18 protein-coding genes and 4 pseudogenes are annotated in these 23,034 nt (G+C 66.8%); 5 read left to right on the forward strand and 17 right to left on the reverse strand.

Features of this window, described 5'->3' with window-relative positions; translation table 11 throughout:
• Positions 1-70: 70 nt before the first annotated feature.
• The 10 genes and pseudogenes from AC1P0E_RS32065 to AC1P0E_RS32110 all read right to left on the reverse strand — a co-directional run.
• Positions 71-229, reverse strand: a pseudogene (locus tag AC1P0E_RS32065) (VOC family protein); the annotation flags it as partial.
• 144 nt (positions 230-373) lie between these two features.
• Positions 374-1,849 (reverse strand): SAVED domain-containing protein, encoded by a 1,476-nt coding sequence (locus AC1P0E_RS32070; protein WP_482745986.1) that lies wholly within the window; start codon positions 1,847-1,849, stop codon positions 374-376.
• Positions 1,850-1,916: 67 nt separating this feature from the next.
• A complete protein-coding gene (locus AC1P0E_RS32075) occupies positions 1,917-2,402 on the reverse strand; it encodes a Mov34/MPN/PAD-1 family protein (RefSeq protein ID WP_482745987.1) in 486 nt (161 codons plus the stop codon).
• Positions 2,399-3,673: a HesA/MoeB/ThiF family protein gene (locus tag AC1P0E_RS32080; protein ID WP_482745988.1), complete on the reverse strand. Its 1,275-nt coding sequence runs from the start codon at positions 3,671-3,673 to the stop codon at positions 2,399-2,401. The genes AC1P0E_RS32075 and AC1P0E_RS32080 overlap by 4 nt, the downstream gene beginning before the upstream one ends.
• Positions 3,667-4,170 carry a hypothetical protein gene (locus AC1P0E_RS32085; protein ID WP_482745989.1) on the reverse strand — a complete coding sequence of 168 codons (504 nt, stop codon included), beginning with the start codon at positions 4,168-4,170 and terminating at the stop codon, positions 3,667-3,669. Before AC1P0E_RS32085 ends, AC1P0E_RS32080 begins: the two co-directional genes overlap by 7 nt.
• A gap of 113 nt (positions 4,171-4,283) precedes the next feature.
• Positions 4,284-5,273, reverse strand: a complete 990-nt coding sequence (locus tag AC1P0E_RS32090) for a hypothetical protein (protein WP_482745990.1) — start codon at positions 5,271-5,273, stop codon at positions 4,284-4,286.
• 451 nt (positions 5,274-5,724) lie between these two features.
• On the reverse strand, positions 5,725-6,813 hold the full coding sequence (locus AC1P0E_RS32095) for a hypothetical protein (RefSeq protein WP_482745991.1): 1,089 nt from the start codon (positions 6,811-6,813) through the stop codon (positions 5,725-5,727).
• A gap of 1,325 nt (positions 6,814-8,138) precedes the next feature.
• Positions 8,139-8,480, reverse strand: coding sequence for a helix-turn-helix domain-containing protein (locus tag AC1P0E_RS32100; protein ID WP_482745992.1), 342 nt, complete (start codon positions 8,478-8,480; stop codon positions 8,139-8,141).
• Positions 8,477-8,857 (reverse strand): tyrosine-type recombinase/integrase, encoded by a 381-nt coding sequence (locus AC1P0E_RS32105; RefSeq protein ID WP_482745993.1) that lies wholly within the window; start codon positions 8,855-8,857, stop codon positions 8,477-8,479. Before AC1P0E_RS32105 ends, AC1P0E_RS32100 begins: the two co-directional genes overlap by 4 nt.
• Before the next feature lie 454 nt (positions 8,858-9,311).
• Positions 9,312-9,629 (reverse strand): annotated as a pseudogene (locus AC1P0E_RS32110) (hypothetical protein); the annotation flags it as partial.
• A gap of 451 nt (positions 9,630-10,080) precedes the next feature.
• On the opposite strand from AC1P0E_RS32110, the pseudogene AC1P0E_RS32115 reads away from it, so the two are divergent.
• From AC1P0E_RS32115 to AC1P0E_RS32125, 3 genes and pseudogenes are all read left to right on the forward strand, one after another.
• Positions 10,081-10,200, forward strand: a pseudogene (locus tag AC1P0E_RS32115) (hypothetical protein); the annotation flags it as partial.
• A 292-nt stretch (positions 10,201-10,492) separates the two neighbouring features.
• Positions 10,493-11,596, forward strand: coding sequence for a helicase associated domain-containing protein (locus tag AC1P0E_RS32120; protein ID WP_482745994.1), 1,104 nt, complete (start codon positions 10,493-10,495; stop codon positions 11,594-11,596).
• A 622-nt stretch (positions 11,597-12,218) separates the two neighbouring features.
• On the forward strand, positions 12,219-12,584 hold the full coding sequence (locus AC1P0E_RS32125; RefSeq protein WP_482745995.1) for a hypothetical protein: 366 nt from the start codon (positions 12,219-12,221) through the stop codon (positions 12,582-12,584).
• Positions 12,585-13,254: 670 nt separating this feature from the next.
• Here the strand turns inward: AC1P0E_RS32125 and AC1P0E_RS32130 are convergent.
• Both AC1P0E_RS32130 and AC1P0E_RS32135 read right to left on the reverse strand, forming a co-directional pair.
• Positions 13,255-15,141 (reverse strand): DNA/RNA helicase domain-containing protein, encoded by a 1,887-nt coding sequence (locus AC1P0E_RS32130; RefSeq protein WP_482745996.1) that lies wholly within the window; start codon positions 15,139-15,141, stop codon positions 13,255-13,257.
• Positions 15,142-15,375: 234 nt separating this feature from the next.
• Positions 15,376-16,362, reverse strand: coding sequence for a protein NO VEIN domain-containing protein (locus AC1P0E_RS32135; RefSeq protein ID WP_482745997.1), 987 nt, complete (start codon positions 16,360-16,362; stop codon positions 15,376-15,378).
• Positions 16,363-16,918: 556 nt separating this feature from the next.
• Between AC1P0E_RS32135 and AC1P0E_RS32140 the strand changes: the two genes are divergently transcribed.
• Positions 16,919-17,581 carry a hypothetical protein gene (locus AC1P0E_RS32140; protein ID WP_482745998.1) on the forward strand — a complete coding sequence of 221 codons (663 nt, stop codon included), beginning with the start codon at positions 16,919-16,921 and terminating at the stop codon, positions 17,579-17,581.
• A 61-nt stretch (positions 17,582-17,642) separates the two neighbouring features.
• Here AC1P0E_RS32140 and AC1P0E_RS32145 read toward each other — a convergent pair whose 3' ends face one another.
• Complete coding sequence (locus AC1P0E_RS32145; RefSeq protein WP_482745999.1) at positions 17,643-19,601, reverse strand: hypothetical protein; 1,959 nt, start codon at positions 19,599-19,601, stop codon at positions 17,643-17,645.
• Positions 19,602-20,256: 655 nt separating this feature from the next.
• Complete coding sequence (locus tag AC1P0E_RS32150) at positions 20,257-21,204, reverse strand: S66 family peptidase (RefSeq protein ID WP_482746307.1); 948 nt, start codon at positions 21,202-21,204, stop codon at positions 20,257-20,259.
• Between the two features lie 251 nt (positions 21,205-21,455).
• Here AC1P0E_RS32150 and AC1P0E_RS32155 point away from each other — a divergent pair.
• A pseudogene (locus AC1P0E_RS32155) lies at positions 21,456-21,683 on the forward strand (hypothetical protein); the annotation flags it as partial.
• Here the strand turns inward: AC1P0E_RS32155 and AC1P0E_RS32160 are convergent.
• The 3 genes from AC1P0E_RS32160 to AC1P0E_RS32170 form a co-directional block, all read right to left on the reverse strand.
• Positions 21,604-21,846 carry a hypothetical protein gene (locus tag AC1P0E_RS32160; protein WP_482746000.1) on the reverse strand — a complete coding sequence of 81 codons (243 nt, stop codon included), beginning with the start codon at positions 21,844-21,846 and terminating at the stop codon, positions 21,604-21,606. The pseudogene AC1P0E_RS32155 and the gene AC1P0E_RS32160 sit on opposite strands and share 80 nt — an antisense overlap.
• Before the next feature lie 134 nt (positions 21,847-21,980).
• Positions 21,981-22,325: a hypothetical protein gene (locus AC1P0E_RS32165; protein WP_482746001.1), complete on the reverse strand. Its 345-nt coding sequence runs from the start codon at positions 22,323-22,325 to the stop codon at positions 21,981-21,983.
• Positions 22,326-22,474: 149 nt separating this feature from the next.
• The gene (locus tag AC1P0E_RS32170) at positions 22,475-22,951 is read right to left on the reverse strand and encodes a hypothetical protein (protein ID WP_482746002.1); all 477 of its coding nucleotides are present in this window, start codon (positions 22,949-22,951) and stop codon (positions 22,475-22,477) included.
• Positions 22,952-23,034 lie beyond the last annotated feature (83 nt).

Here is a 23,034-nt window from a genome sequence, read left to right on the forward strand (position 1 = left end):
ACGTAACCGGCAAAAGAGCAGGGGGCTCAACTGTGAAGGCAGGAGATGCCGCCCCGGTGCCAAGGGGGATTCAAGCGCCCGGGAGGAAAAGGCAGAACGGGTGACCGTGAGGGTCACGCAGGACCCGTACGCCCTTCTGGGGCTGGTACTCCTCCACAGTCGCGCCCAGGGCGCAAGCTCGCTCTGTCTCCGCATCCAAGTCGTCGACTTGCAGTTTCAGATGCGCTTGCCTCTGCTGAGTGCCTGGGCCGCACCCAGGCCTCCCCTACTGCTCGTGCACTAATCCGATGACGATGCGCCCTCTATCTCCGCCACAACCTGGGACCCCAGCCCGGAGACGCTGAACTCGCCGTTCACCCAGCCGAACCCGCAGTCAGGCCTCGACGGTGAAGGCCGGCTCGTAGCCCTGGGCCGTACGGACGTCCTCGTACACCACCGTGGGGCGCAGCCGGTTCCAGCGGTGGCCGAGAAGGAGGGCGAGTCCCATGGGGCACGCGAGAAAGAGGTGGATCCGGGGGGTGGTGCGGGTGGCGCGGCGGAGGGTGTCACGGATTCCGACGGCGAGGGCGTTGGCAGCCTGGCTGTCGGGGACGGAGTCATCCTTGGGGCCGGTTGGCGGGGTGAGGACGAGGAGTTTGGATGCAGGGGTGTTCTGTTGGCGCAGGTAGTCGAGAACGTCTTTGGTGAAGTCCTTCGATCGGACGGTCACGTTGATGCCGACAGCTAGATCCTCGCCTTGATCGATGTCGTGTTCCTCGACGGTGGGGTCGCAGTCGGTGTCGTAGGTATCGCTGGTGGACCACAGCTGTCCGCGTTGGAGAACGGCGAGGTCGGCTCCGGTGACCATGCGGAAGGCCGTACCGGTCAGGAACGCGGGGGCGAGGCGGAGGCTTCCCGTCACGGAGATGTCGGTGCGGCCGGACAGGCGGGCGGGGGCCGCCTCGATGTCGTCCTGGAGCTGTGCCCAGGTGGCGGGTGCGAGCGGGCGGCGTTTGGTGTACTCGGAGTCGGTTTCGAACCGGTCGATCCAGTTGATGGTGTGGTCGGCTTCGGCGGCGAGCGGGTCGGGCTTGAGGGTGGCGATCGACAGGATCGCGTGAGCGGGTCCCGTCTTGAGGTTGAGGCTGTCGACGGCTGCTTTGACCATGTCGAGGGTGAGGGTGCGGTGGCCATTGCGGACCTGCTGCGCGACCCAGTTCGCGCCGTCGTCGACCGCTTGGCCGTCGTACCGAAGGCCGGAAGCAGCCATGAGGAGCTGCAGCTGTTCCTGCACATGGGGCAGTTCTCGGGACAGGTCGAAGCGCAGGTGTGAGAGAAGGTCATGGAGTTCGGTCTCGCTCAGCCCGGCGTTCTCGGCCCAGCGGGCTCGCGCCTTGCCGATCTTCGACCTCTCTGTGCCCTCGGCCCCCTTGGGCACGAGCAGCTGGGTCCGGGCATCGCGCACGGCGATCAGGGGATCGCTCGGGTCGGGCGCGCGGTTGGTGATGAGTGCGAGGTCCACGTCGATGCCGTCAGCAGTGAGCGTGCGCCACGTCCTGGCGATCTTCTTCAGGATGGACGGGCCGCCGGTGGGACTCGGTTTGGTCAGGTACTCCTCATTTATGGGTGTGGAGCTGCTGACGGTGTATTTGACCTGGGTGTAGGTGTGGGGCGGGATGCGGCGCAGCAGGACGACATCGTCGAGGTTGCCTGCGTCGTCGGCTTCGACGCCGACCGAGATGACGGGATTGGCGGTGTGGATGGCGTTCTCGCGCAGGAGGGTGAGACAGCCGGCCCAGGCGATGAGCCACTGGTAGTGGTCGCCGGTGATCCTGACGCTGGTGGGACTCGGGCCTGGCAGAGGTGCCATGGGCGCTCTCCGGGGGCGAGGGGTGGTGTGGCGTTGATTCTGTGTGCGTCGCGCGGGTATCGGGCCGTTACTGGTGCCCTGGCTGGTTCGGCAGTCCATGTACGGCGACCTGGGTGATTGCGTTGTTGTGGCAGGTCCAGGCAGTCATGCCCCAGTGCGGTGCACGGAGGCTGAGGATGACGGCGATGAAGCTGTGGAACCCGAGTTCGGGGTCGTTGAGGAGTTGGTGGTAGGTGGCTCCGTCGCGGGCGCTGGGGACGGGGTGGCTGGTGGGGTGGGTGTGCCATTCGCCGATCCAGACGCTGTGGTCTTTGGCGTAGGCCTGATCGGCCAAGGTCTGGGTGTGGGCCAGGTCGCGTAGGAAGTAGGTGGGGGTCTGGACCGCGTCAGGTCCGGGTGTTCCAGCGTGTCGGACAATCACCGTGTCGTGGATGTGGTGCCCCAGCAGGATGCCTCCGGTTTCCCTGTTGGGGGCGGCAATTCGGAGCTCGTTGGTGATGCCGTGGGTGGCTTGTGGGGTGAGGTGTACGGCGGTGACGGGTTGCGGAGTCATGGGGATTCGCAGGTGGGGCATCCGGGGCGTGGGGCTGTGGCGGGGAGCCATCGCATCTCGCCGGTGCGGGTCAGGTCGAAGGGCGGTGCGCAGTCGGGCTGTCGGCGCAGGCTGATGAGTGCGTGTTCGCCGGGGAGCCGCTGGTCGGGGTGTCCGCGGCGCTCGAGGAGGGTGGCGACGGCGGTCTTGGCGGTGAGGTGAGCGACGAGGTGGAGGTCGGGGCCGACTGCGGTCATCGGCCGGTGTCTGGTTCCGGTGCCGTATCCGGCATCGAGTGCAGGTTCGGGGTCGATGCCGCCCTGCTCGGCGAGGGTCTGGCGTCGGCAGGTGAGGCACCCGTGCTGGGGCCAGGGTCTCAGTCGCAGGACTTCGCCGATGGCGCCGTCTTGGAGGACGCAAGCCATGACGGCAGGGATGCCGGCGCGGCGGGTGAGGTGTCCGGTGACACGGCGGGCGGCGACGCCGTCGGCAGCGCAGACGACGAGGTCGCATGCTTCGAGCAGCGGTCTGATCCGGTCGGCGTCCTCGACAACGTCAAGGACGAGGGGAACGACCGTGGTGTCGGGGCGGAGTGGGGTGAGTTCTTCGGCGAGGGCGGTGGCTTTGGGACGGCCGACGTGGCGGCGGGCAGTGGTGTGGCGTACGAGGTTGTGCCAGGAAAGCCGGTCGGGGTCGACGAGGGTGAGATGCCCGATGCCGTAGCCGGCGAGAGCGTGGGCGGTGGCGGATCCGATGCTGCCGGTGCCGACGAGCATGACGCGTGCTGCTTGAAGGTCCTGCACGGGCCAGTGGTCGTGGAGTTGGCCGATGCCGGTAACCGTCGGCTCGACGAGGGAGTTGAGGGGGTAGGCACCGTCGCGGCCGACACGCCAGGCAACGATGTCCGGGACGTCGTGCTCGGGAAAGGCGTCCTTCATGTCCGGGGCGCAGGTCAAGGCAAGGTAGGGATTGAGGCCAGGGTTCCTGTATCCGCTGGTGAGGTGCTCCTGGAAGGCGGACAGGGGGATGCCTGTCTGGAGTCTGCCGCGCAGTTGGCGCCATTGAAGGTGGAGCATTGGGGCCGCGCGGTACCAGCAGCCGGACAGACTGCCGTCGCCAGGGGCGAGCAGGTTCTGGCCGGGCGAGGTGTCGACAGGGAGAACCGAGCCGTCGCGGGTGGAGATTCCTCGGATGACGGCCAGGCTTTCGTGGTTGCTGCGCAGGGTCATCAGACCCCAGGAGCCGGCCTGGCGGATGGTGGCGGCTGCGTGGTGGGGAACGAGGATCAGCACAAGGGTTCGCTCCCGGCGTCGTGGTGGTCCGGTGCCGTGTCCGGTGGAGCCGTCAGGCTTTCGTCCGCGCCGCCCGTGGTGGGTGGCGGCTGAGTGAGGAAGTGGTCGAAGCAATCGTCTTCAACGATGCCGCAGTCGGACATCTGCGAGATCGCCCCATGCTTCATCAGCGCGTACTCCACCCGCCAGGCCGCGGCTTTGAGAAGCAGATCGACAACAGACTCGCGGCCGGTCCACAGTGCGTCGGCGCGTAGAAGACACAGGGTGCCGTCACCGTTGACGTGCCATCGTGACTGCGTCCACTCCGCCAGCTCGGGAACCGGGTCAAGGGGGAAGATGTGGGGCGGCACCATGGGGTAGGCCTGTGGGTAGGCCATGGCTACGCGCAGCCCTGTGGTTCCCATCCAGTCGGTGAGGTGCGAGGGCTGGGGTCTGTCGAACGGCCACAGGGGTAGCGTGCCGTGCCAGCTACCGGCACCTTCGCCGTCGTAGATCACGTCGGGGAGGGCGGCGGTGATCTCTCGTTGGTCCCGCTCGAGGCGGCGTGGCTCGCAGGCCCACCACGTGATGGGGTCAGGGTGCGTGGGCCTTCGAGGGTCGGGGCTGGTCGTCATCCCTGGGGTGCGTCTTTGATCGGCCGGGGGGTGATGAGCGCGGGCGTGCCGGTGATCAGGGCCGGGGCTCCGGTGATGGGGCGTGCGGGTTTGGCCGGGGCGGGGAAGGAGTCGCCCAGGATCTCCTGCCACAGCCGCAGGGCGTCGTCGGTGTCGCCGGCCGCGGCGGCGGCACAGGCCCGGTCGGCGAGCTCGGCGGCTTCGACGAGCGCGGTCTGCAGGCCGTCGTGGTCAAGGTCGGGTTGGATCTCACCGCACAGTTCGGCGGGGTCGCATACACCTTCGTTGACGCGGGCCGCGGCAGCGGTGAAGAAGGTGCGCAGCCCGCTGGCGCGGTTGCCGGAGGTGGGCATGCAGTTGAGGGCGAGGACTTCCATGACGAGAGACTTGATCCGGCCCGCAACCGGAACGTCGTGGCGCCACTGTTTCAGGACGCGAACAAGTGGGCGGAAGTGCTCCCACTCTCCTTGGTGGGCGGCTACCAGGTTGATCAGGTGCTCAGGATGGGCAGGCACCCACGTCTGCGTCAGCTTCTCGGGGATGAGGAGGGTGCCGTCTGCCCGCCGGAGGGCAGGCATCACGTCGACGGTGAAGCCGCTGTCGTCGTCGGAGTCGTCGAGGAAGCACTTGACCGCGTGGTTCCTCGGCAGCGCGCGCCAGACTTCCCTGCTGTGGATGCCATTGGTCTTGCCCAGCAGACGGTTGACCTGGCCGCGGGTGTGGTCCAGGGCCTGCTCCGCGCTGAGGCCGGGGGTGCCCCAGCCCGGGTGCTGGACAGCGTCGTAGACGACAACGACGTCGACGTCGTGAATGGGCTTGAGCTGGGTGCTGCGACTCAGCGAGCCGGAGCCGAAGACCTCGGCGACATCGGGTTCGCTGCCCAGCGCCTTCTTGAACAGGTCGCGTCGATCCCGGGCGAGCCTGGTCTGGTCGATGTCCTCGTTGATGCTCTTCTGGAAGTCGTCGAACGCCTCGTCGATCCGCATCGTGCCTCCTCGATCTTGCGTGTTCAGCCCTGGTCCCACACCGAGTTCGGCCGCCTGGTGGGGCAGGCTTCGTCCGCGTTCGGGAGGCATTAGGCCACTCGCGTTGAGCGTAGGCGGCACCACTGACAACGCCGCCTGAGAGCCGCATAGTCGATCAAGGGTGTACGGCACAGCACCAGGACCCCATCCCCGTGCTGACGGCCCTTCGCCGGCGGGCCGGATTCAAGGAGGTGGCGGGTGGGTGAGCAAGCTGCGGGCTGGGAGCTGCGGGGATGGCCTGCCGATGGCCTCACGGAAGTGCTTGCTGCTGTCGAAATCTCACTCACTCCCCCGTCACCTCGGGCAGGCGCGAACGTCCCCACTGGTACTGGGGGGTATTCCGAGAGTTGGAATAACTGAGTCCACCATCTGAATGGGATACCAGCCCGTGTGCCGCGTCCTTTCAGATGAATCAGCGAGGCGTTTGATCTCGGGGGCGGGCTACGTCGGCGGCGTAGGCGGCCCAGTCTCCTGCCGCGATCTGCTGCCAGATGACGACGACGTCGACCTGGATCCCGAGCATGCGGGCCAGGAACCCTGCTGGGAGCCCGGCCGCCAGCGTGAACAGGGCAGTTGAACGGTCCGGGCGGGGGCGCAGACCCATTCTCTTCAGCCGCTCGTCGAGGCCGGCGAAGTCGATGTGCTCGCCGGGACGACGTCCGGGGAACAGCCAGGGGCTTGCGTCTGGGGTGTGGGGCCTGGAGCGCTTTTTGCGTGTGTCAGCAAGCTCCCGGACGAGACCTGCGAGCGGTTCAGGGAGGGTGACCGGCGTGCTCCCGAACAGGAGCCGGGTGTGACCACCTTCTAGAACCACGTGGTCGATGGTGAGCCGGGAAATTGTTCTGGGGCGCTGGGCGTAGAGAAGGAGCAGGAGGCCGGCGACGCGGTCCGGGGTGGTGAGGGTGGTGTCGTGGAGCAGGCGCCGGACGTCGGTCCAGCGACGTTCACTGTCGATGCTGTGGGCGGGGCCCATCCACCGGACTGCGGGGTAGGTCAGTCCCGTGGCGTGCGCGTGAGAGACGGACCAGCGAATGAAGTGGCTGGTTTCACGGGGGTAGGTGGAGTTGGGAGAGAGGATCCATCGCTCGAGGTCGGGCTGGGTACAGGTAGCGAGGGCGAGGCTTTGCTCTCGGAGCCAGTCCAGGAAATTCGCCGCCGCGGTGATGTGGGTACGGACATTGGTGGCCTGGAGCCTCGTGGCGGGTGCGTTGTTCAGACGGTTGCGGAGGCGGCGCAGGTGGTGCCAGACGGCGTACCCGTGAAGGATCCGGTGTTCGTCAGGATCGGTACGGTCCTTCAGGGCCTGGGCGGTCCAATGTTCCAGACGTGTGAGGTATTCGTCGCGGGCGGGCAGTGCTTGAGTGGCAACGAGGATGCCCCTCAGATGCGACACCGCCTTGTTGAAGGGCAGTTCGTCCAGGGTGGCGTGAGTCAGCGGGCGCGGGTCGGCGTCGATGGCGCGCAGCAGAGTGATGACTTTCGGCAGTTTCAGCCAGGCCATGGTCGTGTCCGGCCGTCCGTTGTTGAGAAGGGCTTCGTACAGCGGAGTGAGACGTTCGGGAAGGTGCTGGCCGGGCCCGCCAAGGTATCCGCGCAGCCGGCGGCCGAGAACGCACTTGGGGCAGGTGCGGGTGGTGAGCTTCCAGGGAGCGTCGCAGGTCTTGCATCGACTCCAGGCAGCAGGGTCCGGGTTGACGCAGCGGGCGCATAGAGGGGCCTCGCGCGTTCCGCCCCGTGTAGGTGCGGTGGTACCGCATCCGCTGCACGTGGCCCAGCGTTTCTCACATCCGTCGCACCAAGGCTCACCGGTAACGGGTGAGACCCAGCCGGGTCCCGTGCGTCGGCACATGGTGCAGGTCACCTGTTGGCGCGGGCGGCAGCTGACACACCGTGGCCCATCGGCAAGACGGGTGGCGACTCTGCGGCGGCGGCCGCAGCTACGGCACTCTTCATGATTGGCAGGGTCGTTGACGACGCAGTCTGCGCAGACCGGCCCGCCATTGGGATCCCGGGCAGCCGGATCCCGCACAGTGCCGCAGACGGTGCAGGGGACGGCTCTGATCTGCCCGTAACAGGTCCTGCAGATCCGCTGCCCGTCGATCAGGGGCCGTAGCCGCACTGTCCGGTGGCAGCGGGGACAGGACGGTCGGGTGATCCCGGTAGCACCTGCGGCGAGGAGTGCGTCGATGAACCTCAGCGCTGCCTGCGAAGCGCGATGCCCCTGGCCGGTGAGAAGTTCGGGCCGGGCGAGGAGCTCTCGGGCCATCCTCTCCTGCTGCAGGACGTAACGGCATGCCTGTTGCGTCGCTCGATCGATCGTCTGCTCACTCAAACCCGGGCTGCGGTCCCTGATCAGCGCGGCCAGAGCGGGGATGGCTTGCGGGTCGCTATCCGGGCAGCGATGGCACCGTGGTTTACCCTCCCGGTCCCGACTGACGGTCTTACGTGCCCTACCGCATCCAGCGCAGGGCCTGCTTTCATCGAAGCACGAACCGCACCCCCAGGCCCCGGCAGCCCAGTACGAAATCTTGCGTTGTTCACGGTCACACCGTGAACAACGCGGTGCAGCGACATTGCCTGCGCCGGCTGCCCGTAAGGCCAAGAGCAGTTCGGCAACAGCTTTCGGAGCCGGCGGACGGCCGGTACGCAGTAAGTGCGGATCGGCTTCCAGCGCATCGGCCAGACGGCGCCGTTTAGACCGTTCGGAAGAGGTGCTCACGATGACATCGCGCACCTGGTCCGGAGAAAGGTGCCGTTCGATGCGGCAGACGTGGGAGACGATCCGCTGGACTGGATCGGAGGCGTACTCGGCCTCGGATGCGGGGGTCACTCGTCGGCCCTGCTGATACGGGCACGTTTAGGTCTCAGATCGCCGACCCCGTGTTCGCCACCGGCCCCGCCCGCAGCGGCCCTCTTCCTCGTTGCGGACCCGACCGCCACGACAGGCTCGATGAGATCGTCCATCGAACAGTCGAAGATGTCGAGCAACGCCATGAGGATCTTCAGGCTCAGCCGCTCGGGTCGTTCCACGGCCAGCCGGTAGACCTGGCTGGTGGACAAGGTGATGCCGCGCGCCGCCAGAGGCGCAATCAGGTCGGTGGTGGAGAACATGCCACGGTCCGCCATGACGTGCCGCAGGTGCCATCGGTAGTCGAGCTTCGCGTTCATCCGTGCCCGCCTACGGCCGACGGCTCGGCAAAGGCAGGTGCCAGCGCCCGCTGCAGAGCACTGTTCATGAACGCGTCGCTGACATGGGTATAGGTGGCAAGAGAACTGTCGCACTCGTGACCGACCTGTTGCTGCAGGAACCGCCGGTCCACCCCGTCCTCCGTGAGATGAGTGATGTAGGAGTGGCGCAGCGAGTGCGGGACGAGTGCACGGGGCAGACCCAGCGCGTCACGGTAGGCGACGAACCGGGCGTTGATTTCTGCGGGCTTGACCCGGCCGCCCCGTTCGGTCAGCCACAAGGCAGGGTGCTCCGTACAGCCGAACCTCGGCCGGACATTCTCGGCGTAGTCCCGCACCGCCTCCACCGCCCAGTCCATCACCGCCAGCACGTTCCGGCGGCTGTCCCCGCTTGGCTTTTCCGTAGCGCACGTTCAGCATCCCGTAGCGGCCGAACTGCGGCGCCTTCGCGTTACGGCCGAAATCGACGAGATCGAGCTTCGACGTTTCCGTGCGCCGCAGGCCCCAGCCATAGACAACTTTGAACAAGGTGGCATCCCGGTATGCCACGAGCGCGCCCTTGCGTCTGGCGCGCACCGCACGATCGACCTGCTCATCGGCATAGTCGAGGAACCGCTGCAACTCCTCGCGGGTGAAGGGCCGGGCTTCCGGATCCCCCTCATAGCCGTTCAGATGAGCGATCGTGTTCCACTCGTGGCAGATCGCCACCGGGTGCGTTCCGAACTCCGCCTCACACGTCTCGGCCCATCCATAACGTGCATCGGTCACGAACTCGCTGAACAAGCGCAGCTCGCACTGGTACGCACGCACGGTGGACGGAGCCAGATGTCTCTCCCCCATCAAAGAGGCCGACCACTCATCCACGTGAGCCGGCGTCCATTCCCAGGGGTACTCGTTCGTGAACTCCAAGAAGCGTTGCACGGTCCGCTCCCGCGCCTCGACCGTGTCCGCTTTCAGCCCGCGCGCGGACTGCTGAGCACGCCATCCCCGCAACATTGCCTCCACCATCGCGTCCTGCGGCCGCAGCTGCACCACGCCAGCGACCAGCTCCAGATGCGCGGCACCGGCAAGATCGCTCCTGTGTCGAGAACCCACTCCCAGGACCTCCCGTCTCCTGGGCAAATCCTGCATCAGACGGGATCAATCCTCCAACTGCCCTGATAAACCGCCGGGTTAGGAGTAGCGTATGAAGGCTTAGCCTCACCGTAGTGACCTCACGACCTGCGACAACTCACCCACCCAATGCAATACCCAAGGGTCGCGGTATCAGATCGTGGTCGTGGAACTCACCGATCCTGTGGTCACGCCGGCGCGGCTGTACGGGCAGGGCATCGGCGAGGGAGACGCCGGGCGGGAGGACCGGGAGCGGGTGCGCGGGGAGCGGCTGGCCGCCCTGCACACAGCCCTTATCGAGACCATGGTGGAGCACGGTCTGCAGACCACGATCACCTTTCATCACCGGACCATGGAGGCGCAGGCGTTCGCCGAAGGCCTGCCGCGGGTGGTGAGGCGGCTGCACGCTTCTGACCCGGAACGCTACCCGGAGCGGGTGTGGGCGCAGTGGTTGTGCGGGGAGCACGAGATGGAGCATCGGGGCCGGGTCCTGGCCGAGTTCGGGCGGCGGGCGGGGCGTGCCGTGTTGTCGAACTGCCGAGTTCTGGGCGAGGGCGTGGACATCAGGGCCGTGGACTCGGTCGCGCTGCTCGACGCGAAGGGTTCGGCTGTCGACATCGTCCAGGCCATCGGGCGCGCCCTTCGGCAAAAGCCCGGACAGGGAAAATTGGCAACGTTGATTGTTCCAGTATTCCTGGCGCCCGGAGAAAAGCCGGAAGACATGCTTTCCTCGGCCTCTTATCGGCCTTTGGTGAAAGTTTTGGAAGGTTTGCGGGCGCATGATGAGCGTGCCGTGGAAATGCTCGCTATTCCTCAGGAAAGCCGGAGATCGGTCGTTGATCCGTCGGCGTGGATCGGTGAGGCCCCCGAGACGGAACAGGGTGACGATCCGAGGCTGCCTGCTGCGGTTCGCCGCCCCGCGCGACCCCGTCATGATCGCAAAATGGGTCAAGTTCCAGGTGATCGACACCGAACGCCAGGACTGGCGGCGCGGCTTGGAAGCGGCCCACCGGTACTTCGAACGCGAGCAAGGGCTCGATGTTCCCTACGAGCACGTCGAGGGCGCGTATCCGCTGGGGAGGTGGCTGTCCGATCAGAGGCGTGCTTTCCGGGCGGGGGTCATGAGCGGGGCGCGGGCTGCGGAGCTGGAAGAGCTCGGCATCGTGTGGGACACCGCCGACGCGGCGTTCGAGGAGAACCTGGCCGCGGCCCGTGCCTACTACGCACAAGCGGGAACTCTCGCAGCCCCGCGGCACGCTGTCGCCCTCGGCAAGCCGGTCGGGCAATGGCTCACCAACATCCGCCGGCCCGGCGGGCTCGGCAAAGACCACCAGCGGGCAGCACGACGCGCAGCGCAGCTCGCCGCCATCGACCCCGACTGGAACCCCCGGCAGTTGGGGTGGACGGTGGGCTGGCAGCGCCACCACACCGGCCTCAGCCGGCTGCTGGAGGCCGGCGCGGCTCTCAAGGACATCGTGCCGGGGGTGACCTGGCGCGGCGACGACATCGGCCAATGGCTCGCCCGGCAGAAACGCGACTGGGCGCGCCTGAACGCCGAGCAGCAGCGGCGCCTGCGGGAACTGGGCGTGAAACCCGCCCAACAGCCCGCTGCCGTCCCCGCACAACAGCGCCCGACCACTGGGCCGGGCACGGGCGCGGACGCCTTCCAGCGCGGACTGACAGCCCTGCGGCAGTACACCGAACGGGAAGGCCGGCTGCCGGGGCGCACCGCCGTCGAAACCCTCCCCAACGGCACCCAACACCGCACCGGGATCTGGATCGCCAACCACAAAGCCCGCCGCGACCGGCTCGACGAGGAACAGCTCACCGCCGCTCGCCGCCCTCGGAGTGCACTGGGCAGCGTGACAAAGGGACAGGAGCATGGCTCAGGGCGGCCGACCGCTCTTCCCACATCCCTGGTGGAACCCGCCCTGGCCCATCCTGTGGCAACGCGCCTACCACCACGCCCGTACCCATCCCCGTAGTCCCGTCGCCAGCCGCTGGGCCCAGAGACAGCGCCGCGGCTGGCTGCTCCTCCACCCCAACCAGCAGCAACTCCTCACCACAGCAGCCCTCATCACCGTCTGATTCCTGGCCAAGCGCCACCAACCCGGCGCCGACCTGGTCAGCAGGCCTCGGCCGGGTGAACTTTCTGACGTTGATCAGCCCGAACAGGCCCCAGGCGACGCCGAGATGACGGATACTGGTGAGCAGGTCTGGCGTGCCCGCAAGAGGATGCACGCGGCCAGCGAGTAGAAGAAAAGGCGGCGCGGAAAAGGTTAAATGAACCGGCTTAAGGGCTTTATTAGCATTCTTTTTGTTAGCTTCGCTATATAGCCCACCCTGCCCAAAAAGCCGAAGAAAACCTCCGCTAAAACCGCCGAACAAAGCCTTCGAAAAACCCCGCGGGACCAACGAACCGGTCTCCAAAGGGGCTGACAGGCCTGCCGTAAAACGCCACCGGCCCGCCCTGCGGCGACGCCGGTCTTCGGCATGCCCTCTCACCACGGCACACCTGTGCCGCCTCTCCCCGTCCCAGCCGTCCCCGCACGGCTCGTTCAGGCATGAGGCGGCCCAGCCGTCACGTGCTGGAAGGGCATCCACGCGATGAACTCGACCTCCCTCGCCCCCATCACCGGCCTCCTGGCCGGACTACCCGCCGTACTCGCCGGGGCCCTGGGCGGCGCGCCCTGGTGGGCCGTCGGAGCGATCGTCATCGCGGCGTACCTCGCCATCCCTCTCACCGGCCTGATCCTCGAACACACCCGGCAAAGAAAAGGAACACTCGTCGACGAGAAATTCGCAGCCACACTGGACGAGATAAGCGACCCCGAGAAGAGAATTCAGGCAATCATCAGCTATCGGCAGGCCACAGCCCCCGCCACCAACCCCCAGCCACCCCCCGACCCGCCACCAGGAGCACTCCCACCCGCAGCCCCAGACGGCGCCAGCCAATCCCCGGCATCCGCATAGAGGAAAATGTAGGCAGACGGTGCTCGGCACTACGGGCTCCGGTCGATGCTGGCCCGGGCAGATCTGCCCCGGGCCTGCCACGTGAGGAGTTAGCCGCAGCGTCAGGCGGGAGGAAGCCCGGGAAGCACCAGCCCGGTATACGCGGCGAGCAAGCTTCCCAGCGCTCCGCTCAGACGGGAAAGTTGAGGATGCCGACGGGAGCCACCCCAGCGCTGGAGGCGCACCGGGTCGGGAGCTCCGCTGGCGGCCTCAGTTTCGAGACGTGTGGCGAGCTGGGTGAGCTCGATAGCGTCATCCTCCGGCGGTCAGGAAGGATCGGCGGCACAAAGCGGCCCTCAGAGCGCAGCCGGCCATCGAGGTGAGCTGGTGGCCAAGCGCCGACGGCAACCCGCGCCAGCATCATGGCGCGTCCAGGTGCACCGCATTCCAACGATCACTGAACATGAGCCATCCGCCAGCGCAGATGAGACAACCTGATCACCACCGCCCGCTAGGTGACGAAGCTGCACGTCCAAAGACCGCGAACAACCCCACACCCCATGAACGCCACAGCCACCGAGGCACACCCCCGGCCTGACCAGACCAACCAAAGCCGCACACCAAACTGATCAGTCCATGCCAGACCACACCCCTACGATCACAAACACCGCTCCTGGACAGGTGCTGTGGTTCAGGTGGGCTGCTGGACCGGCGCAGGCGGGTCGGGCTCTGCCGCAGTCGGTGCGGGGACCAGTTGGCGCAGTCGTGCCTGGGTTTCGGGGTCGGTGGAGTACAGGAGGGTTCCGGACATGCCACGGGTGAGGAGGACTTTGTAGGTGTTGCGGACCAGGCGGAGGAAGGTGGCGGGGTCGGTGCTGCTGAGCGCGGGGTCCCTGCTGGCCTGAGGGTTGGGGAGCCAGCGGTCCTGACGCCAGACGAGGTCGTCTCCGAGGATGACGCCGTTCCAGTCGTACTCGAAGCCCTGGGCGGTGTAGATGCAGCCGACCTGGCCGAAGCCGTCGGGGTCGGTGGCCCACAGCCAGGACGGGGGGACGCCGTCGAGGCGGGACTCACCGCGCAGGTTCCACGGCTTGCGCCAGGAGCCGATCGTGATGTCGTCGACCAGACGGCCGCGGCGCGGGTCGCTCCATCGCCAGCAGAAGCCGGCCGTGATGCGGGCGGTGAGGTGCTGCGCCTCCTTGGCCTGCAGGAGGTCTTCCATCTGCTGGGGAGAGTCGACCACTCGGACGTGGAAGGTCCGCTCGTCGGCCCACTCGGTGGCGGGCTCGTCGGTGAGCTGCAGCAGGCGCAGGACCCACTGTTCGTAGGCACGGCTGCCGCCGTTGCGGAACTGGCCGTTGAGGTCGATGTGGCGTGGGCGCAGGCCTCGGGCGGCGGCGGCCTGGTCGATCGCTTTGCGGCTGCCCATCTCGCCGGGGCGTACGACTTGGTGGTCGTCCAGGAGGAAGACAGGGACGCGGGCGGCGTCGAGGAGTTCGTCGATCTGGCGTACCCCGCGGTGGCGGACGGAGTGGGCACGGATGCGGTGGGCCTCGTCGCAGATCAGCGCGTCCAGTCCGTTCCTGGGGGCGTCGGCGAAGTTCATGAAGTAGCCGAAGAGCTTGCGGACGCGGGGGTTGTAGGTGCCGACGGCATGGTGGAGGGTGCGGGTGAAGGACTTGGATCCGGTGGCGTGGACCACGGTGTGGCGGTCGTGGGCGAGGTAGCGCATCAGGTGCAGGGCGATGACGCTTTTGCCGGAGCCGGGGCCGCCGGTGACGATGAGGACTTCTTTGCTGTCCGCTTCGCGGGCCTTCTTCACCGCGCGACGGACCAGGGAGACAGCGACCTGCTGTTGGTCGAGCAGGACGAACCGGTCGGCGTGCAGGATCTCTTCCGCGGTCGCGCGCAGCAGGGGACGGCTGGGTGCCAGGGGGCTGTCGACGAGTTCGTCGGCGGCTGCGGTGCCGTGAGCGGGTGAGAGGCGCGACTGCAGATAGGTGATCAGCTGATCGCGGGTGCTGTGCGTGAACAGGCGCCCGTGGTGGTCGGGTTCAAGGGCGAGCAGGTCGGCCACGCCGGTGGTATCGGCGTTGTGGAGGTAGGCCACGCCGGCCACCGCGTCGGGTTCCGCGTCCAGCACGGTGGTGAAGTCCTGCAGGTACTGGCAGTAGCGCCGTACCTGGGCGACCGGATGCAAGAAGGCCCGGTTGTTGTTGCCGACCCCTGGCAGGCAGAGGTCCTCGGTGTCGGACAGGGCCCGGGCGTGGGTCCACTGCTTGAGCTCAACGATGACGTAGGACGGCTGGGACGTGTGGGGGTGCCAGCCGGCCAGCACCACGTCGGCCCGCAGGCTGGACAGGGCCAGCTGGTACTCGATCAATACCTCAACATGCTGCAGTCCGGCTTCGTCCAGCACGCGGGCCAGGGCGGGCAGGCTGTTGCGCCAGGACCGTATCTCCCCGTCCTCCAGCCGGCCCAGTCGCGCCTGCCGGTGACACTCGGCCAGATCATCGCCCACCGTGCCCTGTTGACAGCGGTCGACGAGCTCGTGCACGGACATGCGCAGTAACGGCATCGTCGTCTCCTCGGTCGGATGCGTTTCATGAAGCAGCGCGGGTGGCCCCGCGCGGGGTGAGTGCGGCCCGGTGGTGGTCGGGCGGCGTTGCCTGGGCACGCGGACCCGGCCCGTAGGGGGCTGTCCCCCGCCCGGCACCGGAGGGGCCCGTCCGCACCCACGTATGCCGCGCGTGAATGTCGTACAGCCGCGCCCCTGGGTGCAGGGGGCCAGATCGGGCGAGCCGGGCCGCGGTTATGGCTGGGGGGCGGCGGGGGGCTGGGGGACGAGATACTGGTAGCGGGTGGGGCGCAGGTCTTCCTCGGCCGGCTGCCAGTCCTCGAGCAGCAGGACGTCACCGCCGCTGCAGTGGTATGCGCCGTCCGTCTTGGTGACCTTGATGTCGCTGACGATGAACAGGTCGACGGTGTGGCGGGTATCGCGGGCGTGGAAGACCTCGTTAACGGTCAGCTCCACGCTGGTGGGGGCGCCGGTGGTGCCCTTGACCTCCACCCGCCGCTCCAGCCCTTCCCGCTCCAGGCGCAGGTCGTAGGGCTTGCCGACCTTGTGCGCCGTCCAGCCGCGCTCGGGATCCTGGTAGTGCGTGACGGCCTTCTCCTCGGCGTACAGCTCGACCGCCTTGCGCTTTTCCGGGTCCATCTGTCGCCCCGCGCCCCGCCGTCCGCGCCGGGGGCTGTTGGGGCCCTCCAACTGCTCAAGCGTGACCCCCGGCGTCGCGGCGAGCGCGACGTCATGGTCTGCGGCCCAGTCGGCCTCAATGCCGGCCGCGTCGAACAACGGCTGCGGGTCCATCGCCACCAGGTACCCCACCCCCTGTTGGGTCCCCGACCGGCGCGCCGCCTGCGACGCCTCCGCGCTGAGCGGACCGTCCGGGCCCAGCGGCACATCGTCGAGCACGGCCAGCGGCTCCAGGCCCAGCCGGTAGGGGTAGATGACCCGCTCCTCGGCGGCCTCGTCCGGCCAGTGCGGCGCCGTGCCCTCGTACACACCGACCTGCACCTTGCACAGCACCATCCGCACAAACTTCGCTTCCCACTCCCCCGGCTGCACCCGCGGCGCCGCCCCGGTCACCAGCACCGCGAAGTCCGGCTCCCGCCGTCCGTACCAGTCCGGCTTCCTCGGAAAACCCCAGGAACGCGTCACCATCCCGTGCTCCAGGTTCCGCTGGTGCCCGACCTTCTGCCCCACATGAATCATCACGAACAACGCCTCAGAAACCACCAGGGCACCCTAAGATCATCACTACCGACAGGTCAACAAGATTTCACTTACCGCTCCCTGACAGCTCGACGAAGCCCCCGCCAGCCGAGGGTGTACGACTCCGCAGGCATCGCCGACAATCGTCACATGAAGGGCTCGAGGCACGGGCTGAAATTGTTGCTGGTGGAGCGGTAGTTACTGGTGTCAGGAGACTGCTTCGCTGCGGATTCAGACCCTCGACGATGCGGTCGGCCGCAGCGGCGACCTCGTCAGCCTCGACCGGCGGGCACGGGAACCCGGCCGTTCGCGGCGAGGCTGGACCGGGACATCGCCGGTAGTGGTGCGGCGTCCCTTGCCGGTGGGCAGACCGCCCCAGTGCGATTCGTCAACGACACGGGCACCGCGTCCGACCGCGCCTGCTGGGGAAATTCCGCTGCAGCACCAACCGCATCACCGACGTCGTGAAGCCGTTCTCGTTCTTCACCATGCGCAGCGTGAGGTTGGAGCAGTGGCAGCGCGGCACAAACCATGTCGCGACAGGGCCACGGCAAGCCCCCGGGTGGTTAATGTGATCGGCATGTCTGATGGAATTGCGTGGATCGGTGAACACAGCAACGAAGACGCGAAGAACGGCATGCCAGGGATGCGGGGCAACACTTCGCTGACAGCTGTCCGTGGTGCGGAGGCTGAGGAGTTCCTGGTCCGCCTCGGTGCGGACCGCGCACAGCTCAGGCGCCGCGAGCTGTATAAGGACCGCGGTGCGGTGGCTGCGCCTCCCCGCATAGACCTAAACCATGCCAGCCGTGCGATGTACGGCAGCTGCGGGGAATGGCTGTACGTGCTGGAGGACGGGGGCATGGCGACTTGGTACGCGGGCTACCGCAGGGTAGCGGCAATGCAGCCTCGCACGGGCGAAGAGGTCGTCTGCCTGACAATGAACAGCTGGGATCCCCCGAAGCTGATACTCCACGCGCCGGGTGACGGCCGGGTGCGGCAGGCCGAGTTCGCCGAGGACACGGGACGCTCATCTGCGCTGGACGCGGCGCTGCAGGCGGCAGGCGCCGTGTTCCCCTCCGTGCGTGAGGCCACCGAGGACGAGGTGGCACTGCACTTCGAGGAGCACGTGGACGAGCTCCCGACGGCGGTGTTCACCGCCGTCGGTGAGTACACGGGCTTGTCGATCGACCAGGCTACGGTGGAGGCTGGAGATCTCCCCCTGGCCATTTTCCCCTCGGTGTAGCCACCGGGTGAACGGTAGGGGCGCTCACTGCGAGCGCCCCTACCGGTTCAGCGGGTGGCCGCTACTGCGCGGTCAACGTGCAGATGACGGGCGTGGCCGGGCGGCCGGCCGCACCCGTGTGGGCGCAACTCTTGTGGGCCATGCGGGTGTCGAGCCAGTAGGCGTCCTTGTCCATGATCCGCATGTCCTTCATGAACGTGGCGAAGCGGTTGCCCATGGACTCCTGATTGTGAATGCCGGACATGGCCGAGCGTCCGCACACCGGAGCGTTCGTCGCGTCACCGAATTCTGCGTAGGTACCGTCGAGGTTGTACAAGTGCATGGCCGACTTGTACTGCTTGGCGAAGGTCTGCACGCAGAACTTCCCATTCGGGGTCGCGGTGGTCGGGGGAACGGGAAGGGCCGGGTTCAGGCCGCCTTCACTTTTGGCCATGCCACCGCTGTTGTAGGTGGAGGCGAAGGCGAACTCGTCACAGTTCAGCGCGTCCGACGCATCGACCAGCGCGCTGGCATCGCCGTTCGCCGCAGCCCACCCGGTGGGACACATGCGGCCTCGGTTCCTGTCGTTCTGTGCCTTGTTGCCCATGTAGTACAGGGGCTTGCTGTATCCCTTGGAGCCCGGGTGATTGGGCGCCATGGTCTGGATGAGCCATGCGTGCGCCGCAGCCTGCGGGTACTTCTTTGCGTTGAAGATGTACGTCGGGGCCGAGTTGACGAAGACACATCCGGCGGGGATGTTCGTGATCTTGGTGTCGCAGCGGATCTGGTCCAGGTCGGGGGTGTCCGCCCAGTAGTCCTTGCTCCACTGGTAGCCGGTCAGGATCGGGCGGGTCTGGCCGTCCGCAGCGTAGATGTCGGCGTCAATTTTGATGTCCGGCTGGAACCGGTACTCCTTGTCGGCCACGGAGGCATCCCACTTGAACGTCGTGTACAGGGACGCCGAGTGCATGTCGCCGGGGGTCCAGGAGGGTGTTGCGGTCCAGGAACTGTGCTCGGGCTCCTTTGGCGTGCACGGGTCCTGACACAGGTGCTCGGCAAGCTCGAGGTCGATCCTCGCGAAATCAGCCGGAACGTTCTCGGCCGGAAGGACAGTGAGGCGTTCGGTGAAGCTGGCATCACCGTCATTGAGGTAGATCTTCCGAAGGAAATAGAAGAAGGTCTCCGCCTGCGTCTGGCCGTCCGTGCCGAACCGGACCGGGACACGTCGGAGGTCGCATTCCTCAAACCGCGAGGCGCGGGCCCCAAGGGAGCTGGTGTCGCACCATTCCGCGGCCTTCACGCCCTTGGCGGTGTTGGGATCGAGGGGCTTGTCCCGGGTGGGACCGAAGCAGACCTGGCGGCCGTCGTCGTCGACGGGCCCGCACTGTTCGGCCTTGCCCGACTTCGACTTGGCCAGGGAGGCGGCGGCGCCCAGCGGCTTGGTCTGCTTAGCGCTGGGGGCGACGTCGAACCAACTCGGGTCGACCGCGTCATAGTCAGGCGTGGGAAGCGTGAGATCGACGGGCAGTTCGACGCGGAACCTCGCCCACGGTGACCACGACGTCTCGTACAAGGAGCCGTCGTAGGCGGAGGTGTGGAAGACATAGTCCGTGTTCGGCTGCAACCTACCGGCTTCCACTGTCATGCTGACAAAGCTGCCGGAGGCGAAGTATCCGGACACCAGGACGCCGTAAGGGTTGGCGTCGGTGAGCTTGACCTTGGCCTTAGGGTTTCCTGCGGCATCGGCGGTCCATACTTCGAAGGTGAGATTGGCTTTGTCCCCGTCAGCGTCGGTCACCTGGTTTGACAGGGTGACCTTGGCGGTGGAGACGTTCCAAACACTGCCAACCTTCTTGCCCGGCAAGGCATACGGGTTTTTGCCCGACACCGGCCGGGAACCAGCGGCCCTAACCTTTGTTTCAGGGCCGGCGGCTGGCCGCGTCGACGGTGCGGCGTTGGGGTTCGGGCGCGGATCGAAGGTATCGGCGGATGCGGGTACCGCGATGCCAGACCCCAGGAGCAGGACGGCCGCAGCGCCCACGGCTAAGCGGGACAGGATGACCCTTCTTGCTGATCTCAACAAGTGAACTCTTCCCCTCTGGCCCTACCACGCGTGTGCTGCGGCAGAGCTGATCGGTTGCGCTTGTCGCGCAGTCCACTCATCTAGCTACGGTCAAGAGGGCCGATCAAGGCTGCGAAATGGGGCGTTTCCCTTTAACCGAAGCTAATACCTGTGATGCTCGGCACGGTTGTACGCACCACGATCACGATCCCGTGAGAGGGGCGTGAAGGAATCGCCAATTCCGCCCTCAATGTCGAGGCATGTCACCTGAGGTACCTATCAATCCGTGGATAATCACACGTCTGGGATAGCCGTCGGGCTTGGAATAGGCGCGGTGGGGGACTCGATCCCTTGGAGATGAACGAAGCCAGACGGACCGTTGCACTTGCTCCGACCGGACGACCCGAGCCGCCCAGGTTCACCGCGAGCACACGGCCTCTGTGCTGGACATCGCGTACCTGAGTCAGGAATTGCTCTGTCGGTCGTGCTGAACTCCGGTGACTCGCTACTGGATCGCGCTCGACTGACCCGCAAAGCCCCCGCACCGGCTGGACGAAAAAGCGCACCGGAAGTGGGGAGACGACCTGTTGACCCGACCCTCCCCCGGTCAGAGGTGGACGACCGGTCTGATGCGTCAGTCCAAGGTCTGCGTCAGTTCGCTCCGGCTCGGTGTGTGAACGATACGGCCGTACGCTCCGTTGACGATCGGCATGTAGGGCGGGACGTGGCCGCACTCGATGTCGGCGATGATCGGCACGTTGAGAGAACCAAGTGCGTCGAGGACGGCCTCGTGCTGGCTGAGGGAACGGTTGCCGGGTGCGTTGGTCCGGCCGACGAGAACCGCGTTCGCCCGGTCGAAGAACCCAGCGAGCCTCATGCCATGGACGTTTCGGCAGATGGTGAAAGCATCGTCACCGGCTGCCTCTACATACACGAGGAGCCCATCCAGTGACTCGTTGCGAGCGAAGGCCGAGACATCGAGGTAGGCCGTCCCCGCGAGATTGCACAGAGTTTCGATGCAGCCGCCGATCAGTCTTCCCTCGGCCTCCACGTCACCGCTCCCGTCGAGCCGGGTCCAGGCGCCCACGGAGTCGAGCGTGTACTCGCGTATGTCGGGGAAGGCGGCGAAGTCGTCGAAGCCGGTGGTCCGGTGGCGACCGGGCGGGGTCTGGGTGAACTGGTGCCCCGGGGGGGCTGCGACGATGTCGAGCCATGATCGCAGTCCTTCGGGCACTCGGTAGGGCGTATCCATGAGGTTGTTGCCATGGACGGTCGCCGTCCCAGTGAGCAGAGTCATCGGCGTGATCAGGGTCGATATGTCGGAGAATCCGACGAGCCAGGTGGGCTTTGCCTCCCGCAGCCTGTCCCAATCGAGCAGGGGGAACAGGTCAATCGCGGTCTCTCCGCCCCACGGCGGCACGATGGCCTTGACGGTGGAGTCGGTCAGCACCGACATCAGCTCGCTCGCGCGGTCAGCGGCCGAAGCACTGACGTGCCCGGAGCCGTCCATGCACCGGCCGATGACGACCTCGTACCCGCGGTCCTGGGTGTCACGAACGGCGACATTGAGGCGCTCACGCAGTTCCTTCGCGGCCCCGCTCGATGGAGAGGTGACACCAACACGGTCACCGGGACGCAAGGGGGGACGGGTATCGAAGAGCCATGCGCTGGTTTTTGGCACAGCGCCGTACCTGGAGGACACTGAGTTCTATGCGCTCCAAACCGCCCGGATGCCGGGTCACCAGGTTCAAAACCCAGTGAGCGAGGGACAGCGCGAGCAGCTCGCAAAGTTGGGACTCGACTGGGCAGCGGGATGACGACGGTCGAGGCAGCGGCCTGCCCCCGGCCCGCGTGCACATCGGGGATTGCTGGGACACCGGCAACCGCTGCGTCCCCGCCGCCTTCGAGCAGTTACGGCGGCTGCCGGCCGACGGTGTGCCCGCGCCACTGTCGCATTGCGCTCACCTGGCGTGCCCGCTGGTTAGTGGTGGCACGTTTTTCTGCCGTCGTAGAGCGCCTTCGCCTTGCCCGTCAGCATCGCTGTTGCGTACAGCGTGTTGAGCAGTACGTCAGTGGAGCTGGAAAGACGTAGGTGGACGACGTTGCCCACTTGGCTGTGCACGGTCCGCTCCAGAACTCCCAGCGTGGCCCACTCCCTGCCGTGAGCGAAGCCGCTGCAGATCTGCCAGAGGTTCTGGGCGAGCGTCTCCCTGAGGGCACACATCGTTGGGATCCAAGCCGTTCTGCACAGCGAGTCCCGGACCTCCTGCACACGTTCCGTGTGGGGCCGGCCGGACGGCTGCAGACCGGAGAGGTCCATTAAGTCCTTGCCCTGGCGGACGTTCTCGTAGGCCCGTTTCAGGCACCGGCGTATCCGCTCGTTGCGGCTGACGGGTTCCAGAAGCCAGATCGCCTCACCTGCGACCTCAACGGCGACCCGCAGCAGAGCGTAGGGGCGTAGGAGTGGACGACCTTGGCTTCGGAGAACAGGGCCTGGACCGCGTGCAGGTGGTCCACGTCGTGCGTGAAGCACTGGTAGGCGGCGCTCGACACCATCAGCGTGGGAACCTTGGCGTCATCGCCACTCAGACTGCTACCTGGTTCCACTTCAGGGCTGTGTTGCCCGGTCGCCTTGGTCCACCCGTTGATTTGGCGCAAGGCCCGGGCGACATGCGGCGGCACGGAGACCTGGTCCTTGGACATGGTCCACTCCCGCAGAGGCGAGGCTGTGTATGCCGAATTTCCGCCAGGACGACGCCGGTCACGGGGGCACTATGCACGGGCGTGTACAGGCCCCCGTCGCCCGTCACCGGCCGTGCGCCATCCTCTGGGCCATGGGACGGGCGCACGCGCTACGCGTCGTCGTCAATCTGCAGCGTCCAGCGAGACGTGAAGCCGCTGTGGGATCCGAGCCGGGTGGCAAGTCCGCGCAGTGCCGCGTAGCCGTCGTCGCGTTCCATGGTGTTGCCGGCGGAGAGGAGTTGTTCGCAGGGATCGATGAGGTGGGCTTGGACGAGCGCAGGTCCGTTGTGGTCCACCGTGCTCGCCCACCAGTCGCAGCCAGTGCGGGTGAACGTGACGAGCTGAGCTGCGTCTTGTCCTGCTTGCTGGCCGGTGTCGCGGGCCTGATGGATGGCCAGGCCGGCTCGACGGAGTTCCCGCGCGAGAATGCCGACGCTGTGGGCCGGGGTGTTGGTGAGCCGGTTGCGGGCTGCGTGGACCAGCTCGGAGAAGGGGTAGGACTCGTAGCCGGGGAGGCGGGTGGCGAGGAGGCTTCGGACTTCGTCGGTGCCGAAGAGCTCTGCGGCCCGGTCAGTGCTCGATTTCATGGTGACCTTTTCTCTTGGCCCCGCGCCGGTCACTACCGTCCCCCGCGAGCGGTCCTCGCACAACACCGATTCGCGTGACTGCG

Source organism: Streptomyces sp. TRD_SC_5, from assembly GCF_056836825.1.